Here is a 24,870-nt window from a genome sequence, read left to right as displayed (position 1 = left end):
TGTAAAAGCGATTAGAAGTGAAGAGAGACTGCTGGAAGCAATGAAAAAAGATATAGATTCTAAGAAAAAGACACATTGTGCAAAGCTTACAGAGATCAAAAGGGGAGCAGATGAGCTGATATTCACCTTGACTGAGCCTAAAGATAGGCAAGAAAATGAGATAGAATCTAGCCCTAAAGATTCTAAAGAATCTATCCAAAACTTTACACCACCATTTAAACCTAACGAAGATGTGATAATCCAAGAGAAAGATAATCTTAATTCCTTAAGACAAGATGATAGTTTCAAGGGTGTAGTCAAAAAGTATGAGCCCAAAACTAAACAAATCACCATTAAGTTGAAAGAAGAATATGATGTCTTATTTGCCGAATCTAAAGAAAAAGAGCTAAAAACAAAAGAATGGGCTGTCTCGTGTGATTATCAAGTAAGAGAGATAATATGGAATAAGCAAAATACAGCATTAGAAGAGCTAAAAAAAAGGCAACACGCAAATCCCAAATCTTTTGCGTAAAATCAATGACCCAACAGAGCTAAAAGAAAATGAGCAAAGAGAGATAGATAACTATTTTAATGGAAGTTTAGATGAAAATCAGCAAGAAGCTGTGAGAAAAGCTCTAAGCCTAGAGCGTGAATGTGAGATATTACTCATACAAGGACCACCCGGCACAGGGAAAACTACTACCATAACTGAGATAGTAAAACAATATCAAAGATTCCATAAACATTATAAAATCCTTATCACCTCTCAAAGCAACCAAGCTGTGGATAATGTGCTAGAAAAAATATGTGTGAGTGAAGCTAATCCAAATGGGGAAGATAAAATATTTCGCATAGGTAATGATGAAAGAAAAATGAGCGAAATCGCCAAGCAATATACGCCAGACAAAGTGCTAGATAAGATTCTAAAAGAAAATAGAGAGCGTATCAAGCACAACACAATCACAGATTCTAACCCTATGATAGAATCTAGGCTGCAAGAGCTACAACAAGGCTTTTTAAAAACGCTTGAAACACTAAGTAGCAAAATGGCAAATGCGGATACCACAAAAACAAAAGGCAAAAGAGATAATGAAACCTTTAGACTTTTTACTAAAGATATCCGTCTATTTTTTGGGACATTATTAGGGATTTCATCGTGGAAGAGCTTTAGAGATGTGGTATTTGATGTAGCTATCGTTGATGAAGCAGGTAGGGCGACATTAAGCGAGCTGCTTGTGCCTTGCATTAAAGCAAAGCACATTATCCTTGTAGGCGATCATAAGCAGCTAGCCCCTGTGGTAGATGACGATGTGATAGAAAAGCTCAATGCAGATTCTAAAAAAGGCAGTGATGAGTTTAGGGCAGATAAAAAAGATGTAACTACTTCGCTTTTTGAACGATTTTTTGAACGCATAGAATCTAAAAGCAAGGATTATGCATATTTGGAAAATTTCAAACATACACTCACCTATAATTACAGGGCGCATAAAAGCATTTGTGATTTATATAGTAACGCGTTCTATAAAGGCAGTTTACAAACAAAGCCTAAAATAAGTGCTGCAAAAGCACATAATTTAAGAGCTTTTAAAACAAATGCAGTGTGGCTTGATACAGGCAAACGAAGTGATAAGCAAGACTCACAACAAGGCACAGGGAAAATCAATCGTTGTAATGCAAGTATTATCTATCACACATTAAAAAGTTTAAAAGATCAGATTCTAGAAAGTGTAACGATCAAAGATATAGGCATTATCACACCCTATAAAGACCAAAGTAAATTGCTAGAAAGGAAGCTAAAAAATATACAAGAAGAGTATAAAAAAGCAAATGTTAGCATAGATATAGGCACAGTAGATAGCTTCCAAGGAAGTGATAGAGATATGATTATCTATGATTGTGTGCGAAGCTCTAAAGCAAAAAATACGCAACAAACACAGAAAAAAAGACAAGGAAGCGAAATAGGCTTTATCGCTGATAGAAAACGGCTCAATGTCTCACTCTCCAGAGCCAAAAAACTTTTACTTATCATTGGTGATAAAGAATATCTACGCACAGCTAGTGTAAGTGAAGGGGAAAATCCATTTAGTGCGATTATCAAAGAGTTTGATAGCACAGAAAAATATCAAGTGATAGGACTTACAGATTCTAAACAATAGGGGCAACTATGGCAAAGAAAAGAAATACAAATAATCCACAAAAACTAGATAGAGACTTAGAGCTACTCACGCATAAATACGCAAGATACCATATTGATAATAAAGAATCTTTAGATAACGAACTTGCTGTAAAAAAAGAAGATGAAGAAGACACAAACTTTATATTCTATGACGCAAGGCGTGTGTATTACCCCTACTATAAAGCGCAGATACATTATCGCGTAGCAAAAATGCTAGAGCTTCACCCAATTTTAGCAGAGATTTTACATATCATTAGTGAGCTAGAGAAAATGCAGGATAAAAGCAATATTGCCACACTAAAGGATATTACACAGCTTGATGGCGAGATTTTTCATAGTATTTTGAGTGATTTAGAGATTAAGGGCTATGTGGAAAATCGTAGCGGTGTTTTAAAGCTTAGTAAAAATGGAAAAGAACTGCTACAAAAACGCAAAGAAAGAGTGATAGAGCAAGCAAGTGCGTATGTGCAAATTGATGCAATCTTTGGCGATGTTGTAGCAGTCGCACAAAGAGCTAAGGATATACATTTAGAAGACAGGGTAGATAAAGAAGCCATAGAGTTAAAGCCAGATTCACAAAAACGCCCAAGGACACAAGAGCTGCATAATGAGTTCAAAGATAATCTAACTTTAAAGCAAGTCTTACGAGAGGCACTCGATGAGCTAGATGATAGGGAAGAAAAAGGTCAAAATGCAAATGCAGAATCCAAGGTGTCTAAAACAGAATATGACATTGTAGCGATTGATGAGGTAAAAGAACCAAAAAAGTTTTTTACTAGTTATTTTTGCCTTTTTTATAAAAATGCCGCAGAGGGAGAAAAAATCCTAGTGATTAATGAAAAATATGAGATAGATAGAACAGCCACAAAGCTTTTTGCCACACTTATTGATACAAGTAAATTTAAAGCAAATGAAAATAAAGCTTTTAAAGAAAATATAGAGAAATTTAGTAATCTCACAGCAGAAGTAATACAAAAGCAAGTCAATTTAGAGCTTGATCTAAGCGAGGGAGCAACCATAGAGACAACACAGCATAAAGACTATTTACTCTACGCGCTTGAAATGGCAAAACAAGCAGTCTATATCCATAGCCCTTGGGTGCGACACAATGTAGTAAAAGAATATGAAAAGCACATAGAGTCTGCACTGCAAAAAGGCATAAAAGTTTCTATCAAATATGGACTAAAACCACGCAATAGATTTGAGAAAGCTCCTATTGATCCAGAATCTAAAATGCTTTTTGACAAATGGGATAAATCTTATCCAAACTTTAAAGCAAACACAGATGATAATCACTCAAAAATTTTGATATGTGATGATGAATTTATGATTATAGGGAGTTTTAACTGGCTAAGTTTTGGGGGATTAGCTGATAAAGATGGCGATATAAGAGGCGAGACTTCAAGTGTGGTAAAAAATAAAGATTCTATACAAAAAGAGATAGTAAAGTTTAAAAAATAGTATAGCTAAATGTGCAAGAAATACCAATATCTAAGTTTATTTATACTTAATTAAAGAGATTTCATATATTATCCAATTTTAAAGACAATAAAATACAATATATTATTGTAAGGTATCGCAATACATGGATTGAACTTGGGACTTATGGGCTTCAAGGACATAGAGATTATGCGGAATGCGGTGAAAAGACAAAAGGGCAAAATAAAGTAACAAGTATTAAATACTTAATACTTGTTGCAGGCAAAAGTTCTTACAAATTGCTTATCTTATGTATATATACCCTAATTGCTTGATATATCCCTGTTAGTTTTACTTGACTTTAAATGTGCTTTTGCCACAAATTCAACAACAAAGCAGAGTTATGACCCTAGAGGGCAGTAGGTTTATACACATCAAACACAACTCAAAATACTCAGCATATTTCACCCAAAAATCTCATAGTTGCATTTTCCCCCATTATTAAGTATAATCGCACATAAGCACATAAAGGAAAAATATGTTAAAAGATAAAAAGATTCTCATATTTGTGAGTGGCTCTATTGCGATTTATAAGATTTTAATGCTAATTAGATCTTTGCGTAAAGATGGGGCATTAGTCCGCGTTGTCGCTACGCAAAGTGCATTGAAATTCATCACGCCTCTAAGCTTTGAGACGCTAAGCAATACGCCCTTGCTTCATGATAGTAATGAATGCTGGGCTAGTATGCCTTACACGGATCCAAACACTTTAGAATCTAATATGCAAAAAGATTCCAACCCACCGCAAAATCACATTGGCTATGCGAAATGGGCTGATATTGCCCTTTTTGCACCACTCACTGCAAATAGTCTCAATAAACTCGCAAATGGCATTGCTGACAATATCTACCTATCAACCGCCCTTGCCCTGCCAAATATCCCAAAGCTTCTCGCCCCAAGTGCAAATACTCTCATGCTAGAAAATCCCATTACGCAGAACAACATAGAGATTCTAAAAAATAGCGGCTATGAGATTATTAACCCAGCCTTAGGTATGCTAGCATGTGGTGATATAGGCAATGGGGCGATGGCGGATACTGAAACTATGCTTTTTGCCTTAAAGAAAGCTATTTTTAACAATCCATACTGGCAGGATAAATACGCCATTGTTACAGGTGGTGGCAGTATTGAAGAGATTGATTCTGTGCGATGTATTAGCAATCATTCAAGCGGTATGCAGGCAAGCAATCTTGCTTTAGCGCTCTATTATTTAGGTGCGAAAGTCATTTTCATTAGCTCGAAATCGCCCATAATCTTACCGCCAAGCATTAAACACATACAAGTAAAAAGCTCAAAAGATTATGAAAACGCACTTAAACATACAATAGATTCTATAAAGAATGAGAAAATCTATCTCTTCATGGCAGCAGCAATAAGCGATTATATCCCACATAAAAGAGAGGGTAAGCTAAAAAAGAAAGATTTAGGCGATACAATGACTCTAGAGTTGCATGAAAATAAAGATATTTTAGCGACACTAAAGGCGAATAATCTTATAAAGATTGGCTTTAAAGCAGAATGCGACAAAGAAAATGCGAAGATTAACGCAAAAAATGCACTTATTAAAAAACAATGCTCTATGATGTGCCTTAATATTATCAGTGAATCTAATATGAGTTTTGGAGCTACTCACAATGAACTCTATCTCATCACAAAAGATTCTGAAAAATATATACAAGGCACAAAACTTGAAGTAAGCTTTGGGATTTGTGCGTATTTGCAAACACTTGGGGTTTGAGATAAGGCTTATAGATAAATTTTGGTGTCAAGCAGGATTGCAAATTGTCTCAATTGAGTATGTAATATACAATAAAAACTTTGATGGCTGCTATTTTGCAATCATATTTAAAAGAAAGTTCTAAGGTGTGGCTGTCTGACAGAATTTATGTTTTTTATTTATGCCTATAACTTAATACGCTAATTCTAAAATAGAAATTTTGTGCTAAAAAGAAAGTAATCTTTAGATTCTAAAGTTTGCAGTGTTTTTACAAGGCAGATATGCAAAATAGTTTAGCATTCCTATGTCGCATAAACTCCATATAGTTTCACTTTCATTCTTTATGGCATTCACAGATTTTCATAAACTCGTTATAGTATTGCCATGTTGCAATAATATCGGGGCGATGCTCTTTTAAATGTGCGTATTCTCTTTCTAAGATACTTTGAAAATACATACATGCTTCTTTATTGTTTTTAAAATATTCTAGCATATCATATTCTTTTATGTGCCTTGCTTTTTCTCTCTTCTCTAATTCTTGCAGATATATCATATAGCCTTTTATGTAGTTAGACGCGTGTTGTAAAAGGGTATTATCATTTTGTAGTAGTTGCAATTCATCTTGCTTTATAAGTATGGCGATTTTATAGTCCAGTGTTGGTTCTTTGTCTAATATCATAGCTGTAATATCTTTGTAGTGAGAATCTTTTAGTCTCATGTCAGTGTGTAAAATAATGTGTAATTCAATATGCGGTGTTCTACTACATATTACGCAAACAGGAAAAAGCCAACAACTATTGCTTCCATTGAGTTTTGTTTGAAATGGTGTTTTATCTTTTGGTGGTTTGAAGTCAAACTTTTCTGCGAGAGCACAAAATGTCTCAAATCCATGCTCAATGCCAATATCTTTGAATGGTATGTAGTGAAAAGATTCTATGTTTTTTTCTAAAAGATGTATTTTTTGTGCTAAGAAATACTCGCGCTTATCGACATAAGATAACACTTCATTAAGCTTTGCTACACTCATATCTTTACTTGATTGAAAAAACATATAATCAGGTGGCAGTATAATTTCATGATAGGGCATATCCAGCGTAATGGGTGAAATTCCAGAGTATCCATTTTTTCCCAAATGATTGATAAATGGTTTTAAAAGCGAGATAGGATCTCTTACGACACATAAAATTGGGACTTTTTTTGTAAGAAGATGGTAGAACTTATCGTTTTCAAAATCATATCCGCGTATCCATATCGCAATATAATTATGCTTGTCGTTGCTGTTTAGATAATCATAGAGTATCATATAGTCATCTTTATCGGTATTAAACCTTGTATTTATGGCTATATCACATTGTCGAAAAAATGTTTGCATGGCATGTCCACCGCAACCATGCAAAGATAGGAATATAAATCTATAATCTTCTTGTAGTGGAATATTTAGCTGCCATGCGAGTTGAGCTGGAATCTGTTTGTAATCTAGTGTTTTTGGATTCAGTAATGGTGGGTATGGGTGATGTTTATTTATATAAGATTCTCTAAATTCATCGGAATTAATCCATTCTGCAATTTGCTTTTTATATGTATGAAAACTCAAACGAAAAGCAATAATTTTACAGAATCTTCGTATAATATTTCTGCTTATTTTTAAAGCAAAATTTTTAGCATGCACCTTTGGGACACACAAATGTGGCAAAATAATGATGGTTTGCCCCCCCCCCCCCCACTTGAATCATTGCGCAAATCTGCGTGTAATGGAATGATTAATTTCACATTCAGTGCTTTATTTACATAATTTTTTATCGCAATTCTTATGTTTTTGCATGATGTATTTCTCATATCTTAGCTCCGCGTTGAGAAAGTATTTGTGCTAACATAAAGCTTAGCTCTAGGGCTTGTGTGGCGTTTAGTCGTGGATCGCATTGTGTGTGGTAGTTTGTATGTAGTTTGTCTTCGGCAATAGCTTGTATGCCACCTACACATTCTGTTACATCAGCTCCAGTCATCTCAAGATGCACACCACCTGCAATGCTGCCTTGTGCTGCATGTATGGCAAAAAACTGCTCAATCTCACTCACAATATCTTCAAATGCACGGGTTTTATAACCGCTACTTGCTACTTTTGTATTACCATGCATTGGATCGCAACTCCATAAGATATTACGCCCCTCACTGCATACTTCTTTAAGCAATTTTGGGAATTTATCCCCGATTTTATCCGCTCCCATACGCACGATAAGATTCAGTCGTCCTGCTTCATTATGTGGATTTAAAATATCGCAGATTTTTAGAATATCATCTTTTGTAGCATTTGGTCCTATTTTTACCCCAAGTGGATTTTTAACACCACGCAAAAACTCTAAATGTGCGTGGTCAATATCGCGTGTCCTCTCCCCTATCCATAGCATGTGTGCAGAGCAGTCATACCAATTGCCACTTAGTGAATCTTGCCTTGTTAGCGCCTCTTCATAATGCAATACAAGGGCTTCATGTGAAGTGTAAAAGGATACTTCTTTAAGCTGTCGAGTGTTATTTGTATCAATGCCACATGCTTTCATAAAACGCAGGGATTTTGCTATATCGCTTGCTAATTCGGCGTATTTTTTACCAAAGTTATTATTCTCAACAAAGCTAAGATTCCATAAATGCACTTGCTCTAAATTCGCAAATCCACCTTGTGAAAATGCACGCAAAAGATTGAGTGTGCTAGCACTTTGATGATAGCCCTTTAATAGCCTTGTGGGATCTGGCTCTCTTTTATCAAGCTCTTGAGAATTGATTAAATCACCACGATAGCTAGGATAGCTTATGCCATTAATTGTTTCTGTATCGCTACTTCTAGGCTTTGCAAACTGCCCTGCTAGACGACCGACTTTCACTATTGGACAGCCTGAAGCAAAGGTTAGAATCACACTCATTTGCAAAATAATCTTAAACATATCTCTAATATTATTTGCATTAAATTGTGAGAAACTCTCCGCACAATCGCCCCCTTGCAATACAAATGCTTCGCCGCGACTAGCCTTTGCAAACTTTTCTTTCAAACTATCTGCTTCTTTAGCAAATACTAATGGTGGTAAGCCTGATAGCTCTTTCTCTACAGATTCTATAGCACTCTTATCTGTGTAGATTGGGTGCTGCTTGATTGGGAAATCTCTCCAACTGCTTTTATTCCATGTAGTTGTTGTTATAGACATTGTATTCCTTTCTTCATAAAACACATAATCGCTCTTGTATCTGTTTATTCTCAAGCAAAACCATAACTGCATTTTTGCGTTGTTGTATCATGTTATTGCTCATTTATTTCTCCTTTCTCAAGTCAATTACTAACTTTATCCCTGCCATAGCCGTAATAATTGCGGTTATAATCGCTGTTATATCCCATGCACTCATTTATTTTTCCTTTGACTATAAATTGACATACTCATAAGTATCACACTTAGCACTAGCACTATAAAAGGTGCTGTTTCAAAATTTAGATTCATTATAGAATACAAGGCATTCACAAACAAACCCAAGCCTATATTCTCAAGTAGCTTCCACATTGTTAGCTCCTTTTTCTAGCTTGTTGATTCTATCTTTTAATGCCTTGATTTCTCTGTCGTTACAGCAATTAAAAAATAACTGACAACATATAAATACACCCATACACCAAAATAGAAAATCCATATTAAGCCCCTTTATGTTATAATTCCCTTGCCCCTCTCCTAAGGGGCTTTTTCTTTAGTATCCTAATAATAGTCTTAGCATGTAGGCTATACCTGTTATAAGTGATACGACTTTTAAAACTTCTTTCAATAGCTTAAGATTTTTCTTAAGCTTCTTTCGTTTTTTCCGCTTCACTTTACAAAGCAAGATTCTATAATATTTTTATTTGCATATTCTTTAAAAAGTAATATTTTTTAGTAAAAATATACAATATTTTAATATTGTAAATCATATAGTTTCATTATATTTTGCTTAATTGCCTTTTAGAATCTTAGCTGCTTCTTTTGCATGATAGGTGATGATAATATCAGCCCCTGCTCTTTTAAAGCTAAGTAAGGTTTCAAGCATAACTTTTTCATAATCGATAATGCCAAGCTTTTCTCCAGCTTTAAGCAGAGCGTATTCACCACTCACATTATATACAGCAAGTGGCAGTAGGCTTTTTTCTCGTATTGATTTTACTATATCAAGGTAGGCTAAGGCAGGTTTTACCATGAGTATATCAGCCCCTTCACTCTCATCATTTAGACTTTCAAGGATAGCTTCTCTAGCATTTGCACTATCTTCTTGATAACTCTTTCTATCGCCAAAGCTAGGGCTACTTTGTGCGACTTCTCTAAAAGGACCATAATATGCACTAGCAAATTTTGTAGAGTAACTCATAATGGGGAGATTCACAAAATCATTAGAATCTAGGGCATTACGCATGGTTAGAATTTGCCCATCCATCATAGCACTTGGGGCAAGCATATCCACTCCACTTTGCGCTAATACCACGCTTTGCTTAGCAAGATTCAAAAGAGTAGCATCATTATCAACAGATTGTATTTTAGAATCTAAGATACCACAATGCCCATGTTCTGTATATTCACAAAAGCACACATCAGCGATAACATACATTTGTGGAAAATGCTTTTTTATCTCTTGGACGCTTTGCGGGATAATGCCATGCTTATCCCATGTGTAAGAGCCGCTAGAATCTTTTTTATGCTGCGGTGGCACACCAAATAATAAGATAGCATAAATGCCTAGATTCTGTAAAGTTTCACATTCTTTTAGGATATTATCTAAACTCATTTGAAACACACCGGGCATAGAATCTATCTCATTTTTAATACCTTTGCCTTCTACTATAAATAGGGGATAGATAAAATCATTGACACTCAAGGCATTTTCACGCACAAGATTTCGCATAACACTATTTAAACGCAATCGCCTTTTTCTTTGAAACACTTTTTATCCTTTTGTTTCTTGTATTTTCACTAAATCTTTGCATTATACATAATAATTTTATGTTTTTAATAAAGGGGTTGGGAGGGATTGTGTTTTGGAATTTGTTTTAATTTATGTTTATGTGAGATTTAGATTTTTTTAGCGCAGTTTTGTTACATTATTATTGTTTCCGCAATATTACGAGAGAAATTGACTTTATTATCCAAGATAATCCTAGATAACATTAAGATTAAAGCCGATGACTTTAGATTAATTATTTTATGTTTAAAGCATTTTTGTGTTAATCGGTTGTAAATTTCAGCTATTCTACATATTTTTTATAGCTTTTACTTGATTTTTTTTATTTTTTTTGATAGCATAACGGGATAAAAAACATTGTGCTGTGTGCTAGTCATGCTTATCATGTTTTTAATTTTACTAAAAAGGTGTAAAAATGTTGAATTACAAACAAGTCTTGAACCATTCTGTAAAAGTTGGTTTAGTGGCAGGTTCTGTTTTAATGTTGGCGGCTTGCTCTGGAGAGCCAAAGAAAAGCAAAAATGCTAAGTATGCTTCTCAAGAACTTGAGCCTAATGCTCGTCAGTTTGCTGTTTATAAGGCAGTAGGTTATGCTATTGATCCTCAGCATCCTCCATACGAGCCAAAAACTCTTAATGAGAATGCAAGAGGTATAGCTGTTGCGTATAGTGTTCCTTACAATTGTAAGGTATTGGGTGAGGTTGAAGGTAAAGATGAAGCAAGCGGTAAAGCTGGACCAACTTTTGAGCAAATCAGAGAGGGTGCAACTAATGATTTGAGAAATCAGGCTGCTGATCTTGTAAGAGGTGGTCAAAGATTAATGCTTTCTGTTACTAAAGAAGCTATGATTTGCCAGATGAGAACAAAGAAAGATAAGTATCAAGAAGAAGATTGCACTCTTTGGAATAAACTACCGGACAATGGGCAGATTCTATCTTACAGAATCCATGCTAATGTATTTGAGTGTGGCGAGAAGTAAGTATTGCTTGTGTTTGGTTGCGTAGATTCCCAGTGAGTGTGGGAGTCTATGTTCGGTAGAGTAATTGAAAATTTAAATATAAAGGGTTAATATGTTGGTTAAAGATTTGCTAAAAGCTGGTTTGATTGCTACAAGTGTTGTTTCTTGTGTTGCTCTGGCAGATGAAGTTGTTAGTGTCGAGGCAGATAGTGATGCACAGTCTTATTCTACTCAAACAACAGATTCAAAGTCGTTGAAAGAAAGAAACGAAAATATCGATGTTGCTAGAGAGCTTACGATTACAAAAAGCTCAAGTGATGCATACTATAAGTTGCCTAGATTGCCACAATATACGCCAAAACCACTTATTGATGATGCAAAAGGTATAGCTGTTGTAAATGGCGTTCCTTTGAATTGTAAGTTGTTGGGTGAGGCTGAAGGCATTGATAGCTCTGATGGTAAAGCTGCTCCCTCTTTCGAGCAAATCAGGGAAGGTGCTTTGAATGACTTGAGAAACGGCACTATGGATCTTGTAGATTCAAGAGATAGAATAGTGCTTACCCCAGTTAAAGAGGCTATGACTTGCGAACTTCGCAATGAGGGCGATCAATTTGATGAAAAAGACTGCACAACATGGACACAGATACCAAGTAATGGTAAGATTCTATACTACAGAATCCATGCTAATGTTTTTGATTGCGGTGCAAGATAATCTTTGATTTTATTTTTATAAGGTGGAAAAATGTTGAAATTAGTTAATAGTTTTGCTAAAGTAGGTTTGGCAGTAGGTGCTGTTTCTCTTTTGGTTGCTTGTTCTTCTCAACCAAAGCAGAAAGGTGGAAATTACAGCGGTTCAAAAGGTAAGGTGAATTATAGCAAAGAGGTTGAAGTTACAGTGAATGCTGCAAGAGAGATTACTGTAACAAAAGTTGCACCTTATGTTAAGGTTCCTCAACTTCCAGCGTATGAGCCTAAGAGATTAAATGAGGAAGCAAGAGGGATTGCTGTAGCGTATAGCATTCCTTATACTTGTAAGTTGCTTGGTGAGGTTGAAGGTAAAGATAGCTCTGATGGTAAAGTTCCACCTTCTTTCGAAGATATTAGAGAAGGTGCAACAAATGATTTAAGAAATCACGCTTCTGAATTGGTAAATGAAGACAGCAGAATTTTACTTAAATTGACAAAAGAAGCTATGACTTGTGAAATGAGAGTAAGTGATGGTAAATACGAAGAGAAAGATTGTACAGCTTGGGAAAAAATTCCTCAAAATGGCAAAATTCTCACTTACAGAATCCATGCTAATGTATTTGAGTGTGGCACAAGATAATCCCCATGCTATTGCCTCTTTAACGACTTGTTGATTCGCATTGCCATCCTAGATTTTCTCGAAAATCTAGGGCTTTGATTTGTAACATGTTGTTTTGAGGTGTTTTATTTCACTTAAAATCTTTCATATACTACTTTTTTATTTTAGTTTTTTTGTATTTTATTTGTTTTGTTTTAATCTGTTGTATTTAAATTTTGTTTTGATAAACAGCAGTCTGCTTTCTATATGTTGTTATGTGTAGATTCACAGATGATTAAAAATTGTTGTGTCGTAGTAATATTTAGAGCATTTGTAATATATAATCGAGAAAAAAGTAAAAATGACATTGCAATGCTAAGAAACTTTCATAAGAGAGTGTGCAAACAAGCCCTATAGTTTTCATGATAAATGGACAAATTCTCGATGACCAAAAGCACCCAATTTCAATTAAGGTAACAATAGATCCTGCTTTTCAGCCTCATTCCAAAATGGATCGCTCTTATATCCACAAGCATGCAAGAAAAACACTGCACTACAAAGTAAAAATACAGAAAAAAAATGTGTTATAATACGCATTATGAAAACCTTTAAAGATATATTGCTGACACAAAATGCAAATAAAGTTAAAGAAAAGTGTATTGCCCCAAACGCGCTACTATTTTTGCAAAACTCATATAATTTGCATTTGTTGAAAAACTTCATTATACCACAAATGCGTCAGTATATTATTGCTATCATGCCCTCAAGACGAGACAAAGAAGAGCTGCTTTTCACTTTTAATAATTATCCTGCATGCATGGAATTTAATAAATTTCATGCAAAAACACTATTAAAAACTATCCAAAACAATACAATTTTAAAACAAACTTTGTCTTTAGAATCTTATACAAAAGTTAAAGCTTATGTTCCAAAAAATCTGCTTGATGCATATCAAATTCACTATATAGATTCCACAGATTTGTGCGAATATGCAGAGGGAAATTTCATTAATCACGCAACAGATCCAGTGCTACATGCTATTTTTGAAGATATTCGCGACATAATAAAACTTAAACACAAACACATAAAAAGCTTACAAACACAGAATCTACAAAGCACCCCAACAACTTATAATATCGCCGATAAACCATACAGCAATAAGCAATAATACTATATTTCCATTCAATCATCATATTCTAACAATAACACAACATATTTTAAAATTACAAAAACCTTTCTACCTTTACCCCCCCCCCCCCCATTTTTTACTATTANNCCCCCCCCCCCCATTTTTAGAGTCTAATACAATCCAACGCATTTAAACATATCAATATTTCATTGAGATTCTATGCAAGTGATTTTGCTTTAGCAATGTGTGTATTTTTCACCACTTCTTATTTACACAACAATTGCAAACCCTGACAATCACACTACCACTATCTAGCCACAATTAACACAACTCAAAAAAATTTGCTAGTAGCTTTTTGCCTTGGTCTTGCAAAATAGATTCTGGGTGGAATTGTATCCCATAAGTTTGATAGCTTTCTGCTTGTAATGCCATGACTACATTATCTTCACTCCATGCCAATGCCCTGCATTTACCAAGTTTGCTGACATGCAATGAATGATAACGACCAACTTTTAGCGGTGTTTTTATACCATGAAAAAGCGGGTGATTGCTGAAAGTTACATGCGAGATTTTACCATGCTGTGGTGTTTGCATAGAGACCACTTCGCCACCAAAAACATGTGCGATACACTGATGTCCCAAGCAAATGCCTAGAATCTTTTTAAATGGAGCAAAATATTTAATCGCTTCTAAGCAGATTCCAGATTGCAAAGGGTGGCTAGGACCGGGTGCGATAACTAAAGCATCAAAATTAGAATCTTTTAGAGTTTGCAAGGAAGAATCATTGCGTAAAATGCTAACTTCTACTCCAATCTCACGCAATAAATACACGACATTATGCGTAAAAGAGTCGTAATTATCAATTAAAATCACTCGCATTCTATTCACTCACAGGAATGAAAAGTTGCGGATTTGTATTATCCATACATGCGATAGATTCAAACTGCGTTCGTATATATGCTGCAAATCTTGATCTAGTTATAGACATGCGAAATGGAATGAAATGTAAAATCGGCTTATTTAAACCTTGTATATGAAAGATAGGATTGTCTATATTATTATGCTGTATAGTGTATTTTCTCTCAAAGATTCTGGAAAGATTCTCAAACTCTTCATCAATCTTATTATTAAAATGTCCATCTGGCTCAAAATCATACACCGCTACATCAAGGCAAAGTTGTTTGCTAATATCAAATATAAGCGTTGCGATATTAGAATCTCTATATCCATCACCTGAACTCACAAGCAAACTTGCTGTAACATTTGGTGGATATAGCATTTTCTTTTGTGTATAAAGTTGCTGTTTTGATAGTGTGTGATCATAGTTATCTGGTCGCAAGGAATACATACCTATCTTTAAAACAGGCAATCTACTCTCCCATAAAGCCCTGCGATACGCCCTTTTAGCAAAGATTTCTTGACTTACGATGATAAAGCCTACTTTTTCACTTATCTTATTTTCTAAAGTTTGTATAAAGTCTAAGTTCTCATAATCAATAACTACGGCGATATCTTCACTTTTTAATTCTTCAAGTGCTTTTATAGTTTCAAAATCTGTTGCGTGTAAAACCTTAATAGTAAGTTTTGCGCTCTTTAAGTGTCTGTGTAGATAAATCGCTTCTTTGCAGTCATGTAGCATTGTCTCTTTTGGCTGCAAACGCATATCAAGTATAAGACATATATCGCGTCCAAATGGTGCTGGAAACTGCCCTATATCCGCTTTGATTTGGTTATATATCATGCGTGTTTTTTGTGGCTCACCTGCTACAAGTAAAATATCTCCGGGGAAAATCACTGCATCATGTGTGGCAAGAATAAATCTATTTTGACGATAGATTCCAACAATGCACCAACCAGATTGCTCTATCGTATCGATTTGCCTATGTGCATAAATGCTTCCACTTGGCACGCCAATCTCCATAATCTCACCTTGCTCTAACCCAAAACCACGCGGGATAACAGGCACATTTGGCATACGAAGCAATAGCCTTGAAGCCACTGCATTTGTCTCTGCTACAATCACTAGATTCCCATCACTTTTTTTTGTAGTTTCATAAGAGATTTCAGGGGCATGTATGCTACGCACAATGCGGCTTTTTTTGTAGTTTTTGCGTAAATATTCATATACGACATCACCCTCTTTTTCATCTTGCAGGACAATGAAAATATCACTAATATCATCGTTATCTAGGCAAGATTCAAGACGAAAAGTGGAAGTATAATCGCATTCATGGAATCTAAAAGTATTTGGATATTTCTTTGGCAAAAAGCGAGAATCTCTATATAAAACAATATAGAAGTTATTGCTTGAGTAATCATCTAGCACTTTATGCACAAAATTTAATGCAATATCTCCATCAGCTACAATAAGCACATATCTCATCATTCTGCCTTTTCTTAAAATCTCAATCTTAGCATAAATAAAAATCGCTAAAACAAAGCATATATACAAAACCCATAGAATACGGATTCTAAGCCATAAAGATTAGCAATTATAACATAAAACAAACTAAAACAAGTTTGAGAGTGTTTGCTGTGTGGTATAAACAATCATCAAAAAACTTTATCATTTGCATATAAAACAAATAAATAAGTAAAAAATACTTGACAAGCTTGGCAAAAAGTTGTATATAATATAGCTTTTTGTTTAGGCAGTATTATGTGGTATTACTTAAAGGAATGATATGGCAAAGCAGCAAATGAATGGCTCAAGAATGCTTATTGAAGCACTACATTTAGAGGGTGTGTCTGTGATTTTTGGCTATCCGGGCGGGGCTGTCCTTAATGTCTATGATGAGATTTATAAGCAAGATTATTTTCGACATATTTTAACAAGGCACGAACAAGCAGCAGTCCATGCAGCCGATGGATATGCTAGGGCTTCTGGTAAGGTTGGCGTGGCAATCATTACTTCTGGACCGGGCTTTACAAATGCGGTTACAGGCATTGCTACCGCTTTTACAGATTCTATCCCGCTAGTTGTTATTAGCGGACAAGTCCCTCTTACTCAAATTGGCACAGATGCGTTTCAAGAGATTGATGCAGTAGGGATCTCTCGCCCATGCACGAAGCATAACTATCTTGTAAAAAGCATTGAAGAGTTACCAAGAATCTTAAAAGAAGCCTTTTATATCGCAAGAAGTGGCAGACCCGGACCCGTTCTCATTGACTTACCAAAGGATATTAGCGCACAAATAGGGGAGTTTCACTATCCAAATAGCATTTCTCTAGCAAGTTACAAGCCAACAACAAAGGGCAATGCAAAGCAGATAAAAAAACTCGCAAATGCTATCTTAGAATCTCATAATCCACTCTTTTATATCGGCGGTGGTGCGGTTATTGCAAATAGCTATGATTTAGTAAAAAAGCTACTTGAAATAACACAGATTCCAAGTGTGGAAACGCTTATGGCAAGGGGCGTAGCACAGGGAGATTCTAACTTCTTAGGTATGCTTGGCATGCATGGCACTTATGCGGCAAATATGGCTACAAGTGAATGCGATTTACTCATTAGTTTAGGTGCAAGGTTTGATGATAGAGTAACGGGAAAAGTGAGTGAATTTGCAAAGTTTGCAAAGATAGCACATATTGATATTGACCCCAGCTCAATAGGAAAAATCATTAATGTAAATTATCCTATTGTAGGTGATTTAAATCTAGTTTTGCAAGAACTCATTAAAGAACTACAAGATAAAGCACCGACAAAAGAAGTGCTTGAAGCAAGAAGTGTATGGCTTACAAAGCTTAAAAAATGGAGCAATTCTCACCCGCTATCGTATAAAGATTGCGATACAGACTTATTAAAACCACAATGGGTTATAGAAGAGACTGGAAAGATTCTAGGCGAAAACGCGGTTATTATCACTGATGTTGGACAGCATCAAATGTGGGCAGCACAATTCTATCCCTTTAGCGCAAAGCGACAATTTATCACAAGTGGTGGATTAGGGACTATGGGCTTTGGTATGCCAGCGACTATGGGTGTCTCAATCGCCCTGCAAGAAATGCAAAAAGAGAATAAAGAAAGTGAGAGTAAGCAAAAATATGCGATAAACTTTAGCGGCGATGGCGGGATATTAATGAATATACAAGAGCTTATGACTTGTATAGAATCTAATATTAAAACCATAAATATCATACTCAATAATGGCTATCTAGGTATGGTAAAGCAATGGCAGGAATTTTTCTATGAAAAGAGATTATCCCATGTTAAACTCACGCAGCCAAACTTTAAGCTATTAGCCGAGAGTTTTGGAGCATTGGGCTTAGAAGCAAGTGATAAAGAATCTTTTAGGAAAGCTTTAAAAGAAGCGATTGAAAGCCCAAAAGTTAGTCTCATTAATGTATGCGTTGATAAAGATGAGATTGTATTGCCAATGGTCCCGGGTGGGAATCCACTCTATAAAATGATATTAGAATAATAAGGAAAAATATGCAAAAGCGAATTATCTGTATCACCGTTGTGAATGAACATAGTGTTTTAGCGCGCATTTCAGGATTATTTGCAGGTAGAGGCTATAACATTGATAGTCTTACCGTTGCCCCTTTAACAGATAATAATCTCTCAAGGATAACCATCACAACGCGTGGCGATGAAAAAGTGTTAGAACAAATCATAAAGCAACTACACAAGCTTATCCCCGTGCTAAATGTCGTAGAGCATAGCGATATTGTTACACAAGAAATTGCCTTAATTAAATTTGAAAATAATGAAAAAATCGGTGCAATCAGTGCCTTAATCAATGCTTCTGGTGGCAAGATTGTAAGCTGGAATGAAAAAAACATTGTCTTTAGCGTAAGTGGTGAAACACAAATGATTAAAGACATTATCACTTCACTGCATAACTTCATGCCAAAAGAAATCGTGCGTAGCGGCGTGCTTGCGATTGAGAGATAGATTTTGTTTGTTGTGTTTTTGATATGTAACGCTATAAAAAGGTTTCAGTTTTGAAGTGATATTGATTTTTAAGAAAAACATGACATTTGTAGTTGCTGAAAACATTAAACAATATGTTACAATTTGTAGTTTTCCCTTGATTTGTTTTTTTTTTTTTGATATAATGCCGACGGCGAGGTTTCAAGCTTAAATTTAGTATTATGTGATACAAATTTATTTATCATAAAAGATTCTAAAAGCAATGTAGTGAGGCAACCTATATTACACCTTTTACAAGAACCTTTGGCTTTTAGTATGTAAGTTCTAACCTTTAGCAGTTTTCAACTCCTTTACTTTGGATAGGTTGTCTCACCACATTGCTTATGAGTTAAATTTACATATACGTTTCTTACCCCATATCTTAACCCTTTGTGATTATCCGAGTTGTGCTTATTAGATTAAACCCAACAAACAAGCTATTTCTAAAGGCAAAATGGAATTTTGCTATAATGTCAAGTAATTTTTAGAATCTAACTTTTAAATCTAGCTTTAGAATCCATGTTGCAAAAGGAAATAAATGAATTTTCATGATTATCTTTTATTGCTTAGTGCGGCTTTTTTTGCCTCTCTTTCTCATTGTGTCGGCATGTGTGGTGGGATTGTCGTGGGGCTAAATATGCGGCAATTTGATAGCTCAAAGATACTACAAGCCCTTGCAAATATACTCTATTTCTTTGGGCGAATGTGTAGTTATATGCTGATTGGCTTGTGCTTTGTGTTTATTGGAAAAAGCTTTGGATTCAGTCAAACTGCAAAGGCGATTATTTTTATTGTGCTTGGGATTTTGCTATTTATCACCGCCCTTATTATTACTTTCTATCCTAAAATGCTTGGGAATGTAACACCTAGTGGCAATTACGCATGGTATAAAAAGGCTTTTCACAATGCCCTGCATTCAAAAAGTATCGCGGGCTTCTTTATCATTGGAATCTTAAATGGCTTACTGCCCTGCCATCTTGTGTATATGTTTGCTATTAAAGCCGCAGATTCTCTAAGTGTATGGCATGCTATGCTTAGTATGTTTATCTTTTCTCTTGGGACTTTTTTGCCCTTATTTCTTGTGGGCTTTTTTAGCCAACAACTTTTCCATTCTACAATGCGGCGTGTGTTTTTGTATGTTGCATTTATCATTATGAGCTATTTTGCATTTAGTAATGTCTATAAAGGCGTGCAACTACTGCAAGGGCATAATCCTATGCACCATGAAAGCCACGACAGCATGTCGCATGAAAAGCATAATGACACACAAATGCCAAATATAGATTCTCATAGCCATTCACACCATCATCATGAAAATCACAATGATGAAACTAAAAATTATGAAAATACACATAACCACCATGATATGAGTAAAGCATATACACAAGATCAATAATCGCTTAGAATCTAAACAGCAAAATTAAGGGGCAAATATGGCGACTTCAAAAGAGTATAAAGACTATGTGCTGGAGCGTTTATGCGAGTATATGGCTAGTTTAAGCGAAGATTCTAAGGGCGGAGCAAAATCTTACACTTTTAGTGCGAGAAAAATGTTTGGGGAATACTGCGTGTATATACAAGATTCTAAAACTATGCAAAAGCCCAAAGCACTTTTCCTGCTTTGTGATGAGTGTGTATTTGTAAAGCAATACAAGATTCTAGAATCTCTTTTAGCCCACTCTCAAAAAGCAAAACCATATCCGGGTGCAAAGGAATGGTATATAATTGATATTGATTCTAAGGAATTATTACAAGAGATTATCACAATCCTTGCCCCGATTTTATGTGCTAAAGATTCTAAAGCATAGAAATATTAGCGATTTTATCTTATAGTTTTCTATATTACTAAAGGTTTATTATGGATTATCCAAGAATATTTGCTATTTTGGGGGCTACTTGCAGTGGTAAAAGTGCCTTGTCTTTAAAGCTTGCCCCACTATTAAATGCCTATATATTTTCACTAGATTCACTCTGCATTTATAAAGAGATTGACATCGCATCAGCCAAACCTACAAGCGATGAACTCTCATTGGTCAAGCACTTTGCCATCAATGTCCTATCCCCCAAAGAGCATGTATCAGCAAGCCTCTTTCAATCGCTTTTATGCGAGAGTATAGAGCAATGCAAAAAAGAGAGAAAAAATCTCTTAATAGTCGGCGGCAGTAGCTTTTATCTCAAGGCAATCATACAAGGCTTAAGCCCACTTGATACATTTAAAAGCAATATGAAAAAGGCAGAGTTTCTAGCCCTAACTAATCAGCCCTTAAGCACACAATATAGCTTCCTAAAAAGCATTGATTCTACCTATGCTGCAAAGATTAATAGCCATGATACTTATAGAATCACAAAGGCATTAGAGATTTTCTTTCAAACAAATATGCCGCCAACTCAATTTTTCATACAAAATCCACCAGTGCCATTTCCTATACCAATAGACATTTATAGCCTTATCGTGCCAAAAGATATATTACATAAAAACATAGAGATACGAACGCAAAATATGATTGAAAGCGGCATTCTAAACGAAGCAAAAAGTCTTTTAGAATCTTATGGCAAGACAATCCAGCCCTTTAAATCCATAGGTTTGAGAGAATGCCTTATGCTATTACGAAATGAGATGAAAGAATGCGAGTTAAAAAGTCTAATCACCCTGCATACAAGGCAACTTGCAAAAAGGCAAACTACTTTTAATCGCACTCAATTTAGCAATATAACACAGATTCACTATCCCTTTAATATCCAAGCAATAGCAGATACTATGTTAGAAAAGATAAAGCCTATTGATTGATTTTTGTATGAAAACTTAATTGTTTTATAAGGACTTAAATTTATATATCAAGTCTTAGAATCTATATTAAGCCATTGAAAAGATAAAATGTCTTTATCGTAATTTATAGCGATTTCAACAAGGCTAGATTCTCATCTTAGAATCTTTATGACTTTAATCTAAAAGAGTTTTTGTAAAATACAGAATCTATTATTTCAATTTAAAAGGGGCAGTTATGTTTTTAAAAAATGCGTTTATAGCTTTGTTTTCATTTTCTATCTTACATGCAGATACACTAAAAGAATGCAAAACCGAAGCGGATAAAATAAGCGGTTGTGTAGAAAGAGAATATCATTCAAATGGGAAAATTTATTGGGAAACACCATACAAAAATGGCAAAATAGAAGGTATAGAAAAATGGTATAATGAGAATGGGAATCTTAATGTAGAAAGACCATATAAAAATGGCAAAATAGAAGGTATAGAAAAATGGTATTATGAGAATGGGAATCTTGATACAGAAACTCCATACAAAAATGGCAAAAAAGAAGGTGTAGAAAAGTGGTATAATGAGAGTGGGAATCTTATAAGGAAAACACCATATAAAAATGATGAAAAAGAAGGTGTAGAAAGATTGTATAATGAGAATGGGAATCTTAATGTAGAAAGACCATATAAAAATGGCAAAATAGAAGGTATAGAAAAATGGTATTATGAGAATGGGAATCTAAAGAGTGAAACACCATATAAAAATGGCGAAAAAGAAGGCATAGTAAAATGGTATAATGAGAATGGGAATCTTAGATCTGAAATGCCATATAAAAATGGCGAAAAAGAAGGCATGTTAAAGTGGTATTATGAAAATGGGAATCTAAAAGAAGAAATACCATATAAAAATGGTAAAACACATGGCGATGTAAAATACTACACAGAAAATGGAAAACCACTAGCCTTAGTTAAAGCCGAGAATAAGTTTATAAGCGGCAAATGCTTTAATAATAAAGTCTTAACAGACAAAGAATTAAGAAATTTAAAAGATTTTGAAATCGCCTACCTTTTTGACGATGTTATTAACTATCTACAAGAAATATGCCTTAAAAGTGATTCTAAATAACTTATAATTTAAAGCCCTTAACACTTCCTAGATTCTAATCTTAGAATCTTTATGGCTTTAATCTCAAAGAGTTTTTGTAAAATACAGAATCTTTATCTTAATTTTAAAGGACAAATATGTTACTAAAAAGCGTGTTTATAGGTTTTCTCTCATTTCATAGTGTAGATACACCTATACTAAAAGAATGTAAAACCGAAGCGGATAAAATAAGCGGTTGCATAGAAAAAAAATATGATTCAAATATGAAACTTTGGAATGAAATACCATATAAAAATGGTGAAATAGAAGGCATAGAAAAATGGTATTATAAGAATGGGAATCTAGAGATTGAAACACCATATAAAAATGGTAAATTCGAGGGTATAGAAAAGTGGTATAATGAGAATGGGAATCTTATAAAGGAAACACCATATAAAAATGGCGAAACACATGGCGATGTAAAATACTACACAAAAGATGGAAAACTACTAGCCTTAATTAAAGCCGAGAATGATAAGTTTATAAGTGGTAAATGCTTTAATGATAAAGCCCTAACAAATAAAGATTTAGCAGAGATGAACAAGGCTAGCTATGAAAAAGCATATAAATATCTACAAGAAATATGCCTTGAAGAGAGTGATTCTAAATAATTTATAATTTTAAAGTCTTAACACTTACTAGATTCTAATCTTAGAATCTTTTAGGCTTTAATCTAAAATAGTTTTTGTAAAATACAGAATCTTTATCTTATTTAAAAGGACAATTATGTTACTAAAAAGTGTGTTTATAGGTTTTCTTTCACTTGCTATCTTACATGCAGATACACTAAAAGAATGCAAAAATGAAACAGACAAAATGAGTGGCTGTGCAGAAAGAGAATATTATAAGAATGGGAATCTAGAGTTTGAAACACCATATAAGAATGACAAAAGAGAAGGCATAGCAAAAGGGTATTATGAGAGTGGGAATCTTTGGAGTGAAATACCATATAAAAATGGCAAAAGAGAAGGTATAGTAAAATGGTATAATGAGAGTGGGAATCTTTGGAAAGAAATACCATATAAAAATGGTGAAACAGAAGGTATAGAAAAGTGGTATTATCAAAATGGGAATCTAAAAGAAGAAATACCATATAAAAATGGCAAAGTAGATGGCATAGCAAAAGAGTATTATGAGAAAGGGAAGTTAGCAAGTGAAACACCATATAAAAATGGCAAAAGAGAAGGTATAGAAAAGTCGTATTATGAGAATGGGAATCTAGGAGTAGAAACACCATACAAAAATGGAAAAATAGAAGGCATAGCCAAAGTGTATTATAAGAATGGGAATCTTTGGAGAGAAACACCATATAAAAATGACAAAATAGAAGGCATAGCAAAGCAATATTATGAGAATGGGAATCTTAATATAGAAATACCATTTAAAAATGACAAAATAGAAGGCATAGCAAAGCAATATTATGAGAATGGGAATCTTAATATAGAAATACCATTTAAAAATGACAAAATAGAGGGCATAGCAAGGCGGTATTATGACAATGGGAATCTTGTAATTGAAGTATCATATAAAAACGATGAACTACATGGAGATTTAAAATACTACACAGAAGATGGAAAACTACTAGCCTTAGTTAAAGCCGAGAATGGCAGGATTACAAGCGGCAAATGCTTTAATGATAAAGTCTTAACAGACAAAGAAATAGACGAGATTAATATGAACGACATTGAAAAAGCAATTAACTATTTACAAAAAATATGCCTTAGCAATGATTCTAAATAATTTATGATTTTAAAGTCTTAACACTTCCTAGATTCTCATCTTAGAATCTTTATGGTTTTAATCTAAAATAGTTTTTGTAAAATACAGAATCTATTATTTCAATTTAAAAGGGCAGTTATGTTTTTAAAAAGTGTGCTTATAGGTTTTCTCTCATTTTCTATTTTACATGCAGAGACACTAAAAGAATGCAAAACCGAAGCAGACAAAATAAGCGGTTGTGTAGTAAAAGAGTATTATGAAAATGGGAAGCTAGAGAGAGAAACACCATATAAAAATGGTAAAAAAGAAGGTATGACAAAGTGGTATCGTTGGAATGGGAATCTAGCAGGTGAAATACCATATAAGAATGACAAAAGAGAAGGTATAGCAAAACAATATTATGAAAATGGGAATCTTGCGACAGAAACACCATATAAAAATGACAAAAGAGAATGCATAGAAAAAGAGTATTATGAAAATGGGAATCTTCAGGTAGAAATACCATATAAAAATGGTGAAAGAGAAGGTATAGGAAAGTGGTATTATGAGAGTGGGAAACTTTGGATAGAAACACCATATAAAAATGACAAAGCAGAAGGCATAGCAAAAGTGTATTTTGAGAATGGGAAGCTAAAGATTGAAACACCATATAAAAATG

General features: G+C 34.5%; 24 protein-coding genes. 17 read left to right on the top strand and 7 right to left on the bottom strand.

Annotated elements, in window-relative coordinates; all coding sequences use genetic code 11:
- The first annotated feature begins 40 nt into the window (after positions 1-40).
- The 4 genes from C6H17_RS04775 to coaBC all read left to right on the top strand — a co-directional run bounded on the left by C6H17_RS04775 (position 41) and on the right by coaBC (position 5,372).
- Positions 41-511 carry a hypothetical protein gene (locus C6H17_RS04775; protein WP_005217005.1) on the top strand — a complete coding sequence of 157 codons (471 nt, stop codon included), beginning with the start codon at positions 41-43 and terminating at the stop codon, positions 509-511.
- Complete coding sequence (locus C6H17_RS04770) at positions 504-2,135, top strand: DEAD/DEAH box helicase (RefSeq protein ID WP_005217007.1); 1,632 nt, start codon at positions 504-506, stop codon at positions 2,133-2,135. The genes C6H17_RS04775 and C6H17_RS04770 overlap by 8 nt, the downstream gene beginning before the upstream one ends.
- Positions 2,136-2,143: 8 nt before the next feature.
- Entirely contained in the window at positions 2,144-3,616 is a 1,473-nt protein-coding gene (locus tag C6H17_RS12860; RefSeq protein ID WP_020995483.1) for a phospholipase D-like domain-containing protein, read from the top strand.
- 496 nt (positions 3,617-4,112) lie between these two features.
- A complete protein-coding gene (coaBC, locus tag C6H17_RS04760; protein WP_005217010.1) occupies positions 4,113-5,372 on the top strand; it encodes a bifunctional phosphopantothenoylcysteine decarboxylase/phosphopantothenate--cysteine ligase CoaBC in 1,260 nt (419 codons plus the stop codon).
- Between the two features lie 313 nt (positions 5,373-5,685).
- On the opposite strand, the gene C6H17_RS04755 is transcribed toward coaBC, so the two are convergent.
- The 5 genes from C6H17_RS04755 to hemB all read right to left on the bottom strand — a co-directional run bounded on the left by C6H17_RS04755 (position 5,686) and on the right by hemB (position 10,289).
- A complete protein-coding gene (locus tag C6H17_RS04755; protein WP_158655004.1) occupies positions 5,686-6,945 on the bottom strand; it encodes a DUF2972 domain-containing protein in 1,260 nt (419 codons plus the stop codon).
- A gap of 238 nt (positions 6,946-7,183) precedes the next feature.
- Complete coding sequence (locus C6H17_RS04750; RefSeq protein WP_005217030.1) at positions 7,184-8,545, bottom strand: class II 3-deoxy-7-phosphoheptulonate synthase; 1,362 nt, start codon at positions 8,543-8,545, stop codon at positions 7,184-7,186.
- A 192-nt stretch (positions 8,546-8,737) separates the two neighbouring features.
- Positions 8,738-8,893: a hypothetical protein gene (locus C6H17_RS12455; protein WP_020995487.1), complete on the bottom strand. Its 156-nt coding sequence runs from the start codon at positions 8,891-8,893 to the stop codon at positions 8,738-8,740.
- Positions 8,877-9,017 (bottom strand): hypothetical protein, encoded by a 141-nt coding sequence (locus C6H17_RS12140; protein WP_155243498.1) that lies wholly within the window; start codon positions 9,015-9,017, stop codon positions 8,877-8,879. Before C6H17_RS12140 ends, C6H17_RS12455 begins: the two co-directional genes overlap by 17 nt.
- Positions 9,018-9,308: 291 nt before the next feature.
- Positions 9,309-10,289, bottom strand: a complete 981-nt coding sequence (gene hemB, locus C6H17_RS04745) for a porphobilinogen synthase (protein ID WP_005217032.1) — start codon at positions 10,287-10,289, stop codon at positions 9,309-9,311.
- A 433-nt stretch (positions 10,290-10,722) separates the two neighbouring features.
- Here hemB and C6H17_RS04740 point away from each other — a divergent pair, with 433 nt between their 5' ends.
- The 4 genes from C6H17_RS04740 to C6H17_RS04725 all read left to right on the top strand — a co-directional run bounded on the left by C6H17_RS04740 (position 10,723) and on the right by C6H17_RS04725 (position 13,718).
- Positions 10,723-11,286 (top strand): hypothetical protein, encoded by a 564-nt coding sequence (locus C6H17_RS04740; protein WP_004088419.1) that lies wholly within the window; start codon positions 10,723-10,725, stop codon positions 11,284-11,286.
- A 91-nt stretch (positions 11,287-11,377) separates the two neighbouring features.
- On the top strand, positions 11,378-11,977 hold the full coding sequence (locus tag C6H17_RS04735) for a hypothetical protein (protein WP_004088417.1): 600 nt from the start codon (positions 11,378-11,380) through the stop codon (positions 11,975-11,977).
- A gap of 30 nt (positions 11,978-12,007) precedes the next feature.
- Positions 12,008-12,592 (top strand): hypothetical protein, encoded by a 585-nt coding sequence (locus tag C6H17_RS04730; protein ID WP_004088416.1) that lies wholly within the window; start codon positions 12,008-12,010, stop codon positions 12,590-12,592.
- A 556-nt stretch (positions 12,593-13,148) separates the two neighbouring features.
- Positions 13,149-13,718 (top strand): hypothetical protein, encoded by a 570-nt coding sequence (locus tag C6H17_RS04725; protein ID WP_005217034.1) that lies wholly within the window; start codon positions 13,149-13,151, stop codon positions 13,716-13,718.
- 282 nt (positions 13,719-14,000) lie between these two features.
- Here the strand turns inward: C6H17_RS04725 and C6H17_RS04720 are convergent, their stop codons facing one another.
- Together C6H17_RS04720 and C6H17_RS04715 are read right to left on the bottom strand one after the other, a co-directional pair.
- Positions 14,001-14,558: an anthranilate synthase component II gene (locus C6H17_RS04720; protein ID WP_020995488.1), complete on the bottom strand. Its 558-nt coding sequence runs from the start codon at positions 14,556-14,558 to the stop codon at positions 14,001-14,003.
- A 1-nt stretch (position 14,559) separates the two neighbouring features.
- Positions 14,560-16,062, bottom strand: coding sequence for a TrkA C-terminal domain-containing protein (locus C6H17_RS04715; protein ID WP_005217037.1), 1,503 nt, complete (start codon positions 16,060-16,062; stop codon positions 14,560-14,562).
- Between the two features lie 301 nt (positions 16,063-16,363).
- On the opposite strand from C6H17_RS04715, the gene C6H17_RS04710 reads away from it, so the two are divergent.
- From C6H17_RS04710 to C6H17_RS04670, 9 genes are all read left to right on the top strand, one after another.
- Positions 16,364-18,100 (top strand): acetolactate synthase large subunit, encoded by a 1,737-nt coding sequence (locus C6H17_RS04710; RefSeq protein ID WP_020995489.1) that lies wholly within the window; start codon positions 16,364-16,366, stop codon positions 18,098-18,100.
- 11 nt (positions 18,101-18,111) lie between these two features.
- On the top strand, positions 18,112-18,576 hold the full coding sequence (ilvN, locus tag C6H17_RS04705; protein ID WP_004088408.1) for an acetolactate synthase small subunit: 465 nt from the start codon (positions 18,112-18,114) through the stop codon (positions 18,574-18,576).
- Positions 18,577-19,132: 556 nt separating this feature from the next.
- Positions 19,133-19,990 carry a sulfite exporter TauE/SafE family protein gene (locus C6H17_RS04700; protein ID WP_005217039.1) on the top strand — a complete coding sequence of 286 codons (858 nt, stop codon included), beginning with the start codon at positions 19,133-19,135 and terminating at the stop codon, positions 19,988-19,990.
- A 37-nt stretch (positions 19,991-20,027) separates the two neighbouring features.
- Positions 20,028-20,402 carry a hypothetical protein gene (locus C6H17_RS04695; protein WP_005217040.1) on the top strand — a complete coding sequence of 125 codons (375 nt, stop codon included), beginning with the start codon at positions 20,028-20,030 and terminating at the stop codon, positions 20,400-20,402.
- Positions 20,403-20,452: 50 nt separating this feature from the next.
- Positions 20,453-21,382: a tRNA (adenosine(37)-N6)-dimethylallyltransferase MiaA gene (gene miaA / locus C6H17_RS04690; protein WP_005217041.1), complete on the top strand. Its 930-nt coding sequence runs from the start codon at positions 20,453-20,455 to the stop codon at positions 21,380-21,382.
- Between the two features lie 214 nt (positions 21,383-21,596).
- Positions 21,597-22,475: a toxin-antitoxin system YwqK family antitoxin gene (locus C6H17_RS04685; protein ID WP_005217042.1), complete on the top strand. Its 879-nt coding sequence runs from the start codon at positions 21,597-21,599 to the stop codon at positions 22,473-22,475.
- Between the two features lie 116 nt (positions 22,476-22,591).
- Entirely contained in the window at positions 22,592-23,104 is a 513-nt protein-coding gene (locus C6H17_RS04680; protein WP_020995491.1) for a toxin-antitoxin system YwqK family antitoxin, read from the top strand.
- A 115-nt stretch (positions 23,105-23,219) separates the two neighbouring features.
- Positions 23,220-24,233: a toxin-antitoxin system YwqK family antitoxin gene (locus C6H17_RS04675; RefSeq protein ID WP_020995492.1), complete on the top strand. Its 1,014-nt coding sequence runs from the start codon at positions 23,220-23,222 to the stop codon at positions 24,231-24,233.
- Positions 24,234-24,350: 117 nt separating this feature from the next.
- Positions 24,351-24,870: toxin-antitoxin system YwqK family antitoxin (locus C6H17_RS04670; RefSeq protein ID WP_199768859.1), on the top strand; the 520-nt coding region annotated here is incomplete at its 3' end.

The sequence above is a fragment of the Helicobacter rappini genome (assembly GCF_900198625.1).
Classification (GTDB): Bacteria; Campylobacterota; Campylobacteria; order Campylobacterales; family Helicobacteraceae; genus Helicobacter_A; species Helicobacter_A rappini.
This window is presented reverse-complemented; position numbering and strand designations above follow the sequence as displayed.

What these genes read in the sequence shown, in the direction of transcription:
- C6H17_RS04775 (WP_005217005.1), top strand. Translation starts at nt 41, where the DNA reads ATGAAAAAAGATATAGATTCTAAGAAAAAGACACATTGTGCAAAGCTT.
- C6H17_RS12860 (WP_020995483.1), top strand. Translation starts at nt 2,144, where the DNA reads ATGGCAAAGAAAAGAAATACAAATAATCCACAAAAACTAGATAGAGAC.
- coaBC (WP_005217010.1), top strand. Translation starts at nt 4,113, where the DNA reads ATGTTAAAAGATAAAAAGATTCTCATATTTGTGAGTGGCTCTATTGCG.
- C6H17_RS04750 (WP_005217030.1), bottom strand. Translation starts at nt 8,545, where the DNA reads ATGTCTATAACAACAACTACATGGAATAAAAGCAGTTGGAGAGATTTC.
- C6H17_RS12455 (WP_020995487.1), bottom strand. Translation starts at nt 8,893, where the DNA reads ATGTGGAAGCTACTTGAGAATATAGGCTTGGGTTTGTTTGTGAATGCC.
- C6H17_RS12140 (WP_155243498.1), bottom strand. Translation starts at nt 9,017, where the DNA reads ATGGATTTTCTATTTTGGTGTATGGGTGTATTTATATGTTGTCAGTTA.
- C6H17_RS04740 (WP_004088419.1), top strand. Translation starts at nt 10,723, where the DNA reads ATGTTGAATTACAAACAAGTCTTGAACCATTCTGTAAAAGTTGGTTTA.
- C6H17_RS04735 (WP_004088417.1), top strand. Translation starts at nt 11,378, where the DNA reads ATGTTGGTTAAAGATTTGCTAAAAGCTGGTTTGATTGCTACAAGTGTT.
- C6H17_RS04730 (WP_004088416.1), top strand. Translation starts at nt 12,008, where the DNA reads ATGTTGAAATTAGTTAATAGTTTTGCTAAAGTAGGTTTGGCAGTAGGT.
- C6H17_RS04725 (WP_005217034.1), top strand. Translation starts at nt 13,149, where the DNA reads ATGAAAACCTTTAAAGATATATTGCTGACACAAAATGCAAATAAAGTT.
- C6H17_RS04720 (WP_020995488.1), bottom strand. Translation starts at nt 14,558, where the DNA reads ATGCGAGTGATTTTAATTGATAATTACGACTCTTTTACGCATAATGTC.
- C6H17_RS04715 (WP_005217037.1), bottom strand. Translation starts at nt 16,062, where the DNA reads ATGAGATATGTGCTTATTGTAGCTGATGGAGATATTGCATTAAATTTT.
- C6H17_RS04710 (WP_020995489.1), top strand. Translation starts at nt 16,364, where the DNA reads ATGGCAAAGCAGCAAATGAATGGCTCAAGAATGCTTATTGAAGCACTA.
- ilvN (WP_004088408.1), top strand. Translation starts at nt 18,112, where the DNA reads ATGCAAAAGCGAATTATCTGTATCACCGTTGTGAATGAACATAGTGTT.
- C6H17_RS04700 (WP_005217039.1), top strand. Translation starts at nt 19,133, where the DNA reads ATGAATTTTCATGATTATCTTTTATTGCTTAGTGCGGCTTTTTTTGCC.
- C6H17_RS04695 (WP_005217040.1), top strand. Translation starts at nt 20,028, where the DNA reads ATGGCGACTTCAAAAGAGTATAAAGACTATGTGCTGGAGCGTTTATGC.
- miaA (WP_005217041.1), top strand. Translation starts at nt 20,453, where the DNA reads ATGGATTATCCAAGAATATTTGCTATTTTGGGGGCTACTTGCAGTGGT.
- C6H17_RS04685 (WP_005217042.1), top strand. Translation starts at nt 21,597, where the DNA reads ATGTTTTTAAAAAATGCGTTTATAGCTTTGTTTTCATTTTCTATCTTA.
- C6H17_RS04680 (WP_020995491.1), top strand. Translation starts at nt 22,592, where the DNA reads ATGTTACTAAAAAGCGTGTTTATAGGTTTTCTCTCATTTCATAGTGTA.
- C6H17_RS04675 (WP_020995492.1), top strand. Translation starts at nt 23,220, where the DNA reads ATGTTACTAAAAAGTGTGTTTATAGGTTTTCTTTCACTTGCTATCTTA.